The 12487-nt window shown below is 64.9% G+C and carries 8 protein-coding genes; 3 read left to right on the forward strand and 5 right to left on the reverse strand.

All coding sequences use genetic code 11. The features are described from left to right. Window positions 1-47: 47 nt before the first annotated feature. Window positions 48-1007 (reverse strand): AAA family ATPase, encoded by a 960-nt coding sequence (locus DBO85_RS08185; RefSeq protein ID WP_108106815.1) that lies wholly within the window; start codon window positions 1005-1007, stop codon window positions 48-50. A 191-nt stretch (window positions 1008-1198) separates the two neighbouring features. On the opposite strand from DBO85_RS08185, the gene DBO85_RS08190 reads away from it, so the two are divergent. Continuing rightward, the gene (locus DBO85_RS08190; RefSeq protein ID WP_108106775.1) at window positions 1199-6052 is read left to right on the forward strand and encodes an NAD-glutamate dehydrogenase; all 4854 of its coding nucleotides are present in this window, start codon (window positions 1199-1201) and stop codon (window positions 6050-6052) included. Window positions 6053-6271: 219 nt separating this feature from the next. Here the strand turns inward: DBO85_RS08190 and DBO85_RS08195 are convergent, their stop codons facing one another. From DBO85_RS08195 to DBO85_RS08205, 3 genes are all read right to left on the reverse strand, one after another. Beyond that, complete coding sequence (locus DBO85_RS08195) at window positions 6272-7723, reverse strand: DUF3336 domain-containing protein (RefSeq protein ID WP_108106776.1); 1452 nt, start codon at window positions 7721-7723, stop codon at window positions 6272-6274. A gap of 47 nt (window positions 7724-7770) precedes the next feature. Continuing rightward, on the reverse strand, window positions 7771-9378 hold the full coding sequence (locus DBO85_RS08200; RefSeq protein WP_108106777.1) for a wax ester/triacylglycerol synthase family O-acyltransferase: 1608 nt from the start codon (window positions 9376-9378) through the stop codon (window positions 7771-7773). Window positions 9379-9792: 414 nt separating this feature from the next. Continuing rightward, window positions 9793-10665, reverse strand: coding sequence for a DUF6685 family protein (locus DBO85_RS08205; protein WP_108106778.1), 873 nt, complete (start codon window positions 10663-10665; stop codon window positions 9793-9795). Window positions 10666-10815: 150 nt separating this feature from the next. Here DBO85_RS08205 and DBO85_RS08210 point away from each other — a divergent pair, with 150 nt between their 5' ends. Both DBO85_RS08210 and DBO85_RS08215 read left to right on the forward strand, forming a co-directional pair. Continuing rightward, window positions 10816-11037: a DUF2835 domain-containing protein gene (locus tag DBO85_RS08210; RefSeq protein ID WP_108106779.1), complete on the forward strand. Its 222-nt coding sequence runs from the start codon at window positions 10816-10818 to the stop codon at window positions 11035-11037. Between the two features lie 68 nt (window positions 11038-11105). After that, window positions 11106-12131: a quinone-dependent dihydroorotate dehydrogenase gene (locus DBO85_RS08215; protein ID WP_108106780.1), complete on the forward strand. Its 1026-nt coding sequence runs from the start codon at window positions 11106-11108 to the stop codon at window positions 12129-12131. 109 nt (window positions 12132-12240) lie between these two features. On the opposite strand, the gene rmf is transcribed toward DBO85_RS08215, so the two are convergent. Then, a complete protein-coding gene (gene rmf, locus DBO85_RS08220) occupies window positions 12241-12456 on the reverse strand; it encodes a ribosome modulation factor (protein ID WP_108106781.1) in 216 nt (71 codons plus the stop codon). Between the last annotated feature and the right edge of the window lie 31 nt (window positions 12457-12487).

The raw sequence follows: 12487 nt of genomic DNA on the forward strand, positions 1-12487 counted from the left end.
GCTCCGGGGCCGGTTTCGCGCTTCTGGCCTACCGCGTCCGGCTGCATTCAGGCCACCGCAACCACATCGAGAATGCGCTGGATCACCTTGTCCTGATCGATGCCTGCGGCTTCGGCCTCGAACGACAGGATGATGCGGTGGCGCAGCACGTCGAACAGCACCGCCTGTATGTCTTCGGGGCTGACGAAGTCGCGCCCGGCCAGCCAGGCATGGGCACGCGAACAGCGGTCCAGGGCGATCGAGCCGCGTGGGCTGGCGCCATAGGCGATCCAGTCGGACATCTCCGGGTCGAACTTGGCCGGCGTGCGGGTCGCCATCACCAGCTGCACCAGGTACTCCTCGACCGCGTCGGCCATGTACAGACCGAGAATCTCGCGACGCGCGGCGAAAATCGCCGACTGGCTGACCCGATGCTCCGGCTGGCTTTCGCCGTGCAGCGCTTCGCCACGCGCCTGGGCGAGGATGCGGCGCTCCACCGAGGCGTCCGGGAAACCGATCTTGACGTGCATCAGAAAACGGTCGAGCTGGGCCTCGGGCAGCGGGTAGGTGCCTTCCTGCTCGATCGGGTTCTGCGTCGCCATCACCAGGAACAGCATCGGCAACTCGTAGGTGCTGCGGCCGATGCTGACCTGGCGCTCGGCCATCGCCTCGAGCAGCGCCGACTGCACCTTGGCCGGCGCCCGGTTGATCTCGTCGGCCAGGACCAGGTTGTGAAAGATCGGCCCTTGCTGGAAGACGAAGCTGCCGGTCTCGGGGCGGTAGATCTCAGTGCCGGTGATGTCGGCGGGAAGCAGGTCGGGGGTGAACTGGATACGGTGGAACTCGGCCTCCAGACCTTCGGCCAGGTCCTTGATCGCCTTGGTCTTGGCCAGCCCCGGTGCGCCTTCGACCAGCAGGTGGCCGTCCGCAAGCAGGGCAATGAGCAGGCGTTCGACGAGCTTCTCCTGACCAAGAATCTGGCTGGACAGGTACTGGCGCAGAGCGACCAGGGCTTCGCGGTGTTCCATCATCGGGCTTCCCGGCAGTGAGGCAGGTGTCGCCGTGCATGCGGCGACTTTTTCGGATCGCGACACTTTAATGCAAGAGAGGCTACCTAGACTAACGTTGAACATCAGCAATGCGCGGCCTGTCGAGTATTCTGCCGCCGACGCCCTGCGCCGGCGCCGCGCCTTTTCCCCTTCGCCGAACGGAGTCAGTCATGGAGTTCTTCACAGCCACCAGCAAGGCCGAGTTTCTGCAACAGTTGCAGGCCGCGCTGGAAGCCCAGGTCGAGGTTCCGGCGCGTCAGGGGCTGGCCCGTTTCGCAGCTCGCTTCCACGGCATGGCGCCGCTCGACGAGCTGCGCCAGCGGCGCCGAGCCGATCTGCTCGGCTGCACCCTGTCGGCCTGGCGACTGCTGCAGCACTTCCTTGCCGACCAGCCGCAGGTGCGGGTCTACAACCCGGACTACGAGCGCAACGGCTGGCAGTCGGTGCACAGCGTGGTGGAAATCCTCCACCCGGACATGCCCTTCCTGGTCGACTCGGTACGCATCGAGCTCAAGCGCCAGGGGCACTCCATCCACACCCTGCAGAGCAGCGTGCTGAGCGTGCAGCGCGACGCCGCCGGCAATCTGCTGGAACTGCTCGAGGAACCCCGGCCGGAGGCCTCGCGCGAAGCGCTGATCTACCTGGAAATCGACCGCTGCGCGCCAGGTGCGGCGCTGCATGCGCTGGAGCGTGCGCTGCGCGAGGTGCTCGACGAGGTGCGCCTGGTGGTGGCCGACTTCGCGCCGATGCGCGAGCAGTTGCGCGCCCATCGCGAGCGCCTGCCAGCGACGGTCGAAGATGCCGCGGTGCAGGAGGTGCGCGCCTTCCTCGACTGGCTGCTGGATGATCACTTCACCTTCCTCGGCTACGAGGAATTCGAGCTGCGCGAGGACGAGCAGGGCACGCTGATCGAGTACCGCCAGGACTCGTTGCTGGGCCTGTCGCGGCGGCTGCGCGGCGATCTGCCGGAGAGCGAACGACGCATCGACCCACTGGCCAACAGCTACCTGCGTGAGCCACTGGGGCTGTCGTTCGCCAAGGCCGGCCAGCCCAGTCGGGTGCATCGCCCGGCCTACCCGGATTTCGTCTCGCTGCGCGAGCTCGACGAGCAGGGCCAGGTGCGACGCGAATACCGCTTCATGGGGCTGTACACCTCGCGGGTGTACATCGACAGCGTGCGCAGCATTCCCTTCATTCGCGGCAAGGTCGAACAGATCATCCAGCGCGCAGGTTTCGATGCCTCCGGGCATCTGGCCCGCGAGCTCGAGCAGATTCTCGAGGTGCTGCCGCGTGACGACCTGTTCCAGACGCCGCTCGACGAGCTGTTCCAGACCGTCACCAGCATCCTGCAGATCCAGGAACGCAATCTGCTGCGGCTGTTCCTGCGCAAGGACCCCTACGGACGTTTCGTCTACTGCCTGGCCTACGTGCCGCGTGACCTCTACTCGACCGAGACCCGGTTGAAGATCCAGCAGATCCTCATGGCCCGCCTGGGTGCCAGCGACTGCGAGTTCTGGACCTACTTTTCCGAATCGGTGCTGGCGCGGGTGCAGTTCATTCTGCCGGTGGACCCGGCCACGCCGTTGCAGATCGATGCTGCGCTGCTGCAGCAGGAAGTGGCGCAGGCCTGCCGCTCGTGGCAGGACGACTACGCCAGCCTGATCGTCGAGCGCTTCGGCGAGGCCCGTGGCACGCAGCTGCTCGGCGAGTTTCCGCAGGGCTTCCCGGCCGGCTACAGCGAGCGTTTCGCCGCGCATTCGGCGGTGGTCGACATGCAGCACCTGGGCAGCCTCGACGATGAGCATCGCCTGGTGATGAGCTTCTACCAGCCGCTCAGCCAGGAGAGTCGGCGTCTGCACTGCAAGCTCTACCACGCCGACTCGCCTCTGGCGCTATCCGATGTGCTGCCGATTCTGGAGAACCTCGGTCTGCGCGTGCTGGGCGAGTTTCCCTTCCGCCTGCGGCGTGTCGATGGCCGCGAATTCTGGATCCACGACTTCGCCTTCACCCATGCCGAAGGCCTGGAGCTGGACCTGCAGCAGCTCAACGACACCCTGCAGGAGGCGTTCATCCGCATCGTCGGCGCTGAGGCCGAGAACGACGCCTTCAACCGCCTGGTGCTGACTGCCAGCATGCACTGGCGCGACGTGGCGCTGCTGCGCGCCTACGCGCGCTATCTGAAGCAGATTCGCCTGGGCTTCGACCTGGGCTACATCGCCAGCGCACTGCTCAATCATGTCGATATCGCCCGTGAGCTGGTGCGCCTTTTTCGCACCCGCTTCTACCTTGCGCGCAAGCTGTCGGCCGAGGATCTGCAAGACAAGCAACAGCGTCTGGAACAGGCGATTCTTGCCGCCCTGGACAAGGTCGCGGTACTCAACGAGGACCGCATCCTGCGGCGTTATCTGGACCTGATCAAGGCAACCCTGCGCAGCAATTTCTATCAGCCGGACGAGGCGGGCAGACTGAAGAGCTACTTCAGCTTCAAGTTCGACCCCCGGCAGATTCCGGAGATGCCGCGCCCGGTGCCGCGCTACGAGATATTCGTCTACTCGCCACGGGTCGAAGGCGTGCATCTGCGCGGCGGCAAGGTCGCCCGCGGCGGCTTGCGCTGGTCCGACCGCGAGGAGGATTTCCGCACCGAGGTGCTCGGCCTGGTCAAGGCGCAGCAGGTGAAGAACGCGGTCATCGTGCCGGTCGGCGCCAAGGGCGGCTTCGTGCCGCGACGCCTGCCGGCGGGCGGCTCGCGTGACGAGATCCAGGCCGAGGCGATCGCCTGCTACCGGATATTCGTCAGCGGCCTGCTGGACATCACCGACAACCTCAGGGAAGGCAAGGTGTTGCCGCCCAGCGGGGTGGTTCGCCACGACGAGGACGATCCCTACCTGGTGGTCGCCGCCGACAAGGGTACGGCGAGCTTCTCCGACATCGCCAACGGCATCGCCAGCGAATACGACTTCTGGCTTGGCGATGCCTTCGCCTCCGGCGGGTCGGCCGGTTACGACCACAAGAAGATGGGCATCACCGCGCGCGGTGGCTGGGTTTCGGTGCAGCGGCATTTCCGCGAGCGCGGCATCGATGTGCAGCGCGACCCGGTGACGGTGATCGGCATCGGCGACATGGCCGGCGACGTCTTCGGCAATGGCCTGCTGCTGTCGCAGAGCGTGCGCCTGGTGGCGGCCTTCAACCATCAGCACATCTTCATCGACCCTGATCCGGACCCGGCGCGCAGCTTCGCCGAACGCCGGCGGCTGTTCGATCTGCCGCGCTCGAGCTGGCGCGACTACGATGCCAGCCTGATCTCCGCGGGTGGCGGGGTGTTCGAGCGCAGCGCCAAGCGCGTCGAGATCAGCGCGCAGATGCGCGAGCGTTTCGACATCGCCGCTGCTCAGCTGACCCCGACCGAGCTGATCAGCGCGCTGTTGCGCGCGCCGGTCGATCTGCTCTGGAACGGGGGCATCGGCACCTACATCAAGGCCAGCGGCGAGTCGCACGCGGACGTCGGCGACAAGGCCAACGATGCACTGCGGGTCAACGGCAGCGAGGTGCGCGCCAGGGTCATCGGCGAAGGCGGCAACCTCGGCATGACCCAGCTTGGGCGCGTGGAGTACGCGCTGTCCGGCGGCGCCAGCAATACCGATTTCATCGACAACGCCGGTGGCGTCGACTGCTCGGACCACGAGGTCAACATCAAGATCCTGCTCAACGAGGTGGTTGCCAGCGGCGACATGACGCTCAAGCAGCGCAATCAGTTGCTGGCGGCGATGACCGATGAAGTCTCGACTCTGGTCCTGGCCAACAACTACAAGCAGACTCAGGCGCTGTCGATTGCCGAGCGTCGCGCGCGCGAGCGTCAGGGCGAGTACAAGCGCCTGATCGCGGCGCTCGAGGCCAGTGGCGGGCTGGACCGGGCACTTGAATTCCTGCCAGGCGACGAGGCCCTGGCCGAGCGCGCCGCCAACGGCCACGGGCTTACCCGTCCGGAGCTGTCGGTACTGATCTCCTACAGCAAGATCGATCTGAAGGTGGCTCTGCTGCGCTCGGCGCTGCCCGACGACGCCTATCTGGCGGCGGAAATGGAAACGGCGTTCCCGCCGCGGCTGGCGAAGCAGCAACGGGCAGCCATGCGTCGGCATCGTCTGCGCCGCGAGATCATCGCCACCCAGTTGGCCAACGACCTGGTCAATCACATGGGCATCACTTTCGTGCAGCGGCTCAAGGAGTCGACCGGCATGGGCGAGGCGGCCATCGCCCATGCCTACGTCGTGGTTCGCGATCTGTTCCGCCTGCCGTACTGGTGGGCACAGATCGAAACACTCGATTACCAGCTGCCGGCCGACCTGCAGCTGGGCCTGATGGAAGAACTGATGCGCCTGGGACGCCGCGCCACCCGCTGGTTCCTGCGCAACCGCCGTAGCGAACCACTGGATGCGGCGCGGGCGATGGCCCATTTCGCGCCGCATGTGGCGAGCCTGGGCGAACGCCTCGACGAGCTGCTCGAAGGGCCGCCGCGGGAACAGTGGCTGGCGCGCTACCAGGGCTATGTCGAGGCCGGGGTGCCGGAGAGCCTGGCGCGGATGGTCGCCGGTGCCAGTCATCTGTACACCCTGCTGGCGGTGATCGATGCTGCGGATACCACCGGCTGCGAGCCACTGGAGGTCGCGGCCGCCTACTTCGCCGTGGGCAGCGCGCTGGACCTGAACTGGTACCACCAGCAGATCACTTCGCTGGCCGTCGAGAACAACTGGCAGGCGCTGGCACGCGAGGCCTATCGCGACGATCTGGAGTGGCAGCAGCGGGCCATCACCGTCTCCATCCTGCGCATGCTGGCTGCGGCCGACATCGAGGCACGCCTGGCCTTGTGGCTGGAGCAGCAGACACAACTGGTCGAGCGCTGGCGCGGGATGCTCTCGGAGCTGCGTTCAGCAAGCGGTACCGATTATGCGATGTACGCAGTGGCCAATCGCGAGCTGCTCGACCTGGCGCAGAGCGCTGCCCTCTGCGAGGGGCGTACGCCGGGCTGAGCGTTGCCTCTGCTTCATGATTGGCGTTACGCAATCACCAGACATGTTGGGCCTCGCGTTGCTCGGCGCCAACCTACGGGTTGCGGTCGTAGGTTGGGCCGCCAGGCCCAACGGTCCGTGTCGGTGGCGCCGTTGACGCCTGGACTGTCCCTGCGTGTCGACAGTGCGTCGCTGAGCCTTCCGGTTGCAAGGTGAAGCCGGGCGCCATCGTCTCGCTGGCTACTTCTCCCAACCGCGGCGGTGGAGGATCTCGTCGAGGGTGCGGCTGATCATGGTGCAGTTGCGGACCATCTCTATGCGCTCCCAGGTCGACACCTCGCCTTCGCGGATCAGGCGCAGCATGGCCTGACGCGAAGGCGCGGCCAGCAACTGCAGCGGGTGGTTCCAGCGGTTGCGCAGGAAGATGTTGATGTCCGCGGTGTAGTCCTGGGCGAGTACGCCGTAGCTCAGGTGCTGCAGCATGTTCAGCGCCGGCGACTTGAAGCGCAGATTGTCGCGGCTGATCTTGAGCATCTCGGTGGTGACGTTCTTGACGATCCGGCTCTGGTAGTTGAACGCCTGACGGAAGATGTTGCCGGGGGTGTCCGGGTCCGGGGTGATGGCCAGAGCCGCCGGGTTGGTCATGCTGGCGATGAAGTGATTGACGCCATACAGGCGGGTCAGGCGCTTGGCTGGCAGGTCGTCGACGAAGGAGCCGTCGATCCAGCGCAGATCAGGCAGGTAGGGCACCGTCTCGCCCTTGGCGTTGCGACACATCAGCGTCACCGGCGGGTAGACGCCATAGATCGCGCAGGAGGCCATTACCGCCGGACGAATCAGCACGTTCGGCGAGGTGGTGGCGTTGAGCAGTCGCGGCGCCTGTTTCGGCGAGAGTCCGGTGACGGTGATGTTGAGCTTGCGCCCGGTCAGCTCGAACGCTTCCTGGAAGGTCATGTCGGGGATGATCTTTTCCAGATAGCTGCGCAGGTTGTCGGCATCCATCGGCTGGTTGCGGCTGGCGAAGGGTGACAGCGAGGGCTGCACCCCGGACGACTTGTCGACCTCGTGGTGCAGATTGTCGATGCTCAGGCGGTGCTCCAGCTCCTCGTCGGTATGGGTACAGGTGGTCGCCGCAATGATCGAGCCGGCGCTGGAGCCGGAGATGATGTCCGGCAGCAGTCCCTGCTCGAACAGCGCCTTGACCACGCCGGCATGGAAGAAACCCAGCACCGCGCCGCCGCTGAGCATCAGCGCGGAGCGACCGTAGCAGTGGCCTGCGCGGACGAAGAAGTCTTCCTTCTCGGCCAGCGGGATGATCGACTCGTCCACCTCGTCGATGTCATGCAGCGCGCCGCACACCTCGCGGACGAACTGGTGGATGAGGTTCTTGGTGCCCAGCTTGGCCTTGTTGTACAGCGCCGGCTTGCCCATGCCACCAAGGTTGCCGTGCACGCCCTCGTTGAGGGTGAACAGCAACTGGTGGTAGTCCTGGCGAAAACGCAGGTCGCGGATCAGGTCGAGGCGCTGGCGGATCGCACGGTAGTCGTAGCTCTTGGAGGCATCCGCGCTTTTCCAGTCGTCCAGACCATTCTCATGATCGTAGGCGGAGGCGAGCTCCGTCCACTGCTCGTAGGTCTCGGCGGCATCCATTTTCTTCAGAATCTGCCGTGATTGAAGTCGCGCTAATACCATTTTCAGTACCTCATTTCATGCAGATGGAGGGGGCGAGCCCCTCGCTGTTATCCGCGACTTTCGATTGTCGCCTTGTTCGTCGGGCTCTTGCGGCTGCGCTTCGCGGCGGGTTTGGGTTGCTCGGCTTCCGTCCGGGCCGGCTCGGTGGTTGCTGAAGCCGGCTCGACCGCCGCTGGCGCAGGCAGATTCTCCGGTTCGCTGCTCTGGGTCTGGGCCTGCTCCGCCTGGCTCGCCTCGAACTGTGCGGCAAGCTTCAGGTACTCCTGGGTCGATGCCTCGATGCAGCCGATGTAGAAGTCCATGTCCGGCACGACCTTGCGGTCGGCGAGCACCCCCAGATTGAGATTCTCGTAGATGCCGGTGATTCCGTGGCTGATGCCCATGCCATCGGAAACCGGCACCAGCGGGAAGATCGACACGATGGGCGCTCCGGCGAAATACCGGGTGATCTTGCCCGGGATGCCCGGCACGTTGGTGATGATGGTGTTGATCAGCGGAAACTTGCTGTAGAAGCGGGTCTTGGTCTGGGCCCAGGTGGCCAGCGAGCGCATGTACGGCGGAACCAGTTCGCCGGCCGAGTTGCTCAGGCCGTAGAGCACATCCTTGGCTAGCGGAATGCCACGTTTGGTGCGTCGGTTGACCGCCTCCAGACGTGCGAGTGGGTCCTCGATATCGGTGCCGATGGCGATATACATGGCCGAGATCAGGTTGCCGCCGTCCTTCTTAGCCTCCTCCGCGCGTAACGACACCGGACACATCGATACCAGCGAGCCTTCGACCGGCAACTTGTTGTGCTTGATCAGGTAGCGCCGCATGCCGCCAGCGATGACGCAGATGATGACGTCGTTCAGTGAAGCGCTCGGATAGATCTGGCGGATACGCTTGAGCTCGCCGAGCTGCCAGACATGGCCGCCGTAGGAGCGATGCGGGCTTACTGCGGTATTGAAGATCGTCTGGGGTACGCGGCGCTGCTCTGGGCGCGCGTCGCTGCGCAGGTGTGACAGCAGCTGCACGCTCTTCTGCGCGACCGTGAGGCCGGCCTTCAGGCTTCGCAGCGACTGGCTGATCATGCGCGGAGTGGTGCGGGCCCACATCTCCAGGGGAGTGGGGAGGCGCTCGACATACTCGACGTTGTCGCGTCTGCCGAATTCGTGATTGGGTGTTTCCTCCATCAGCGCCGTGCTCAGTTCGAGGCTGGACTTGCCGTCGACGTAGGCGTGGTGGAAGCGGATCAGCACGGCAAAGCTGTTCGGCGGTACGCCCTTGACGTTGTTCAGCCCCTCGATGATGTAGATCTCCCAAGGCGCGCGATCCATGTCGATGGTCCGTGACATGGTGCGTGCGGTGAAGATGCACAGCTGCCGCCAGTCACCCGGCTGCGGCAGGCCGACATGGCGCACGTGGTACTCCAGGTCGAAACTCTCATCTTCCAGCCAGTAGGGGTCGTCCAGGCGCAGCGGCGCCTGAGCCAGGCGGCGGCGGAACATCGGTGTGGTGTTCAGACGGTCGCCTATGTACTGCAGGATTTCCTTGTGCCTGACGATGCCGTTGGGCGCCGCGCTCTGGTCGCAGAGCCAGAGACTACCGATGACCATCGGCTGGTTCGGCGTTTCGAAGTAGAAGAAGTGTGAGTCCATAGGGGTGAGTTGTTTCATCTGCTTTCCTTCCTGAATGCCCCGGTAACAAGGAAAACGTCGATCGTGCCGCAGGGCCACTGCCCGGCTGGATGGGTTCGACGTGATTCGGCGCTGGAGCCGCAGATGGGGCAAAAGGCGAAGGGTCGTCTTTGCCTCGTTGCCTGCGTGCGGTTGCGTCCGGTCCGGTCTGACTGCGCCGGTTGTTGTTGTTTAAGTGCGACGGGCAGCCTCAGGGCTCTCCCTGGTTCCAGAGACTAAAGGGAAAATTCGAACTCGTCAGCCGTAGAATGACTTATCGGTCGAGAGTCTTGACCTGCAGCAGAAAATCCGCGCGCGGATGCGCGGCGGTTCACGAAAAAAAGCAGGGTTTGATTAGGGGACTTGTCGCTTTTGCGTAACGCGGCTCGCAGCGGACTCGGGCTGGCGACAGACCTAGTCCAGCAGTCGGCGCAGCCCGTCAGCCAGGTCGGTAGCGCCGGCAATCCGCAGGCCCTCGCCAAGGGCGCAGGCGTCGGTATTGTGCTTGGGCAGCAGGAGGAACTCGGGAGCGTCCTGCGCGCGCAGCAGGGTCAGGCGCGAGTAGGGCAGGCGGTTGTCCAGCAACAGGCCCATGAAGGCCGGGTCGCTCCAGGCCTCTACCGGCATTGCCAGCGTGTGGAAACGCCGCTGCAGCTCATCCAGCCCCTGGGCGCTGAGCTGGTAGCGATCGATCTGCGCCGGCAGGGGGATTTCCAGACCACGGCGGCGCGCATAGACGATGGCGCAGGCCATCTCGCCAGCATGCTGTTCGCCGGCCCAGAACAGTCGTTCGCCACGCCAGCTGGCCTGACGCAGCAGCAGCGGGTGGGCGGCATCGCGCAGGGGCAGGGCAAGGTCGAGGGTCTTGAGGAAGTCCTTGTAGCTGATGATGCGCACGTTGCGGCATTGTCCGGCGTAGGACTCGAGGTCGAGCACCGAGCTGGGTTCGTCATCGCCGCCAAGCAGGCCGTCGATGCGCCGCAGGTCGAGGTCGTCAACGATCTCCTGCCGATGCTCGACGATTCTCACCAGCATGGCATGGGCGTCGGCCTTGTCCTCCTGGACCGGCCCTGACAGGGCATCGCGGGGCAACTCCGGCAGGCGGTGCAGTGGTGGGCCCGAGCGCCACCAGATGCTCGGCGAGGGCAGCGGCAGATAGCGAAACGGCAGGCGCAGCTGGCTGGCCTGTTCGAGGATGCGGCGACTGCTGCGGCCGGCCAGGCCGAGGCGCTGGGCAAGAGCGCTCAGGCGAGAGACTGGACGTGGCGTATGCTCGAGCTGGCTCATGGCCTTTTGCTGGCTCCGGGGGCACTGTGCCAGTGTGGCAGAGGCGGGCGGAGGATGCACGGCGTGCCCGCATGGCAACGTGCGCGGCATTTGTCTTGAACAGAAGATGCCTGTGGCAGAATTGCCGTGTTCATTGATGAGGAAGCCTCCATGCCCAGCCTGGTGCTGGATATTGCCCTATCCGCGGAAAAGTTGCTCGCCGTCTATCAGGGGCGCGCGGACCGGGTATTGGTGTTCAGTCGTGATGGCCGCAGGGTCAGCCTGCCAGCCCGACATCTGCGCCCGTTCCTCGCCCACGATGGCGTGCACGGGAGTTTCCGATTGGAGTTCACAGACAGCGGCGAGCTGCTGGAGTTGCGCAGACTGCCCTGAGTCGCCTCGCAAGGTGCCTGCGCGCGCGGCTATACTCTCGCCCCCGCCCGCATCCCTACGAGCTGCCCATGTATTCACTGGCCCGCGACCTGCTGTTCAAGCTGTCTCCGGAAACCTCCCACGATCTGTCCATCGATCTGATCGGCGCCGCCGGGCGCCTCGGTCTGGCCGGCATGCTGTGCAAGGCGCCGGTGGCCTTGCCGGTCAGTGTGATGGGCCTCGAGTTTCCCAATCCGGTGGGGCTGGCGGCCGGTCTGGACAAGAACGGCGCGGCCATCGACGGTTTCGGTCAGCTTGGCTTCGGCTCCATCGAGATCGGCACCGTCACGCCCAGGCCGCAACCGGGCAACCCCAAGCCGCGATTGTTCCGTCTACCGGAAGCCGAGGCGATCATCAATCGCATGGGCTTCAACAATCGCGGTGTCGACGCGCTGGTCGAGAACGTTCGCGCGGCGCGCTACCGTGGCGTACTCGGTATCAACATCGGCAAGAATTTCGACACCCCGGTCGAGCGCGCGGTGGATGACTATCTCATCTGCCTCGACAAGGTTTACGCCCATGCCAGTTACGTCACCGTCAATGTCAGCTCACCCAATACGCCCGGTCTGCGCAGCCTGCAGTTTGGTGATTCGCTCAAGCAGTTGCTCGAAGCGCTGCGTCTGCGTCAGGAAGACCTGACCCGCGAGCACGGCCGGCGCGTGCCACTGGCGATCAAGATTGCTCCGGACATGTCCGACGAGGAAACCGTGCTGGTCGCCGATGCCCTGGTACAGGCCGGCATGGATGCGGTCATCGCGACCAATACCACGCTCACTCGCGACGGTGTGGAGACGCTGGCGCATGGCGACGAAGCCGGCGGGCTCTCCGGGGCTCCGGTGCGCGAGAAGAGCACCCACATCGTTCGCGTGCTCGCCGAGGAGCTCAAGGGCCGGTTGCCGATCATCGCCGCGGGCGGTATCACCGAGGGCCGCCATGCCGCCGAGAAGATAGCGGCGGGCGCGAGCCTGGTGCAGATCTACTCGGGTTTCATCTACAAGGGGCCGGCGCTGATTCGCGAGTCGGTCGATGCGATCGCTGCACTGCCGCGCCGCTGAGGCGCTGCGGGGAAACTAAAAGGGCTCCCGAAGGAGCCCTGGGCTTGCGCCCGCCGCCCGGATGGGGCGTGCTGGAAAAACAGGAATTGGGGGAGTGTAGAGCCTCGGGTCAGCCGACGGCGGAAAGTTGGTTCAGTCGGTGAATGCCGGCGGTGCCGGTGAGTCCGTCCCAGTTGTCTCCACGGCCTTCACGCCAGCCGTTGAGCCAGGCCTGACGTACGGAAGGAAGAGTGAACGGACAAAGATCGCGAGATTTTCCGTGAATGCCATATTGATAACCGCGCATGAAAGCTTTTTCCAACGGATCACGCTTGAGTCTTCTCATAAGGTATTGCCCTCACTGTGACTGTTATGTC

The sequence above is a fragment of the Pseudomonas mangrovi genome, from assembly GCF_003052585.1.
Lineage (GTDB): Bacteria > Pseudomonadota > Gammaproteobacteria > Pseudomonadales > Pseudomonadaceae > Aquipseudomonas > Aquipseudomonas mangrovi.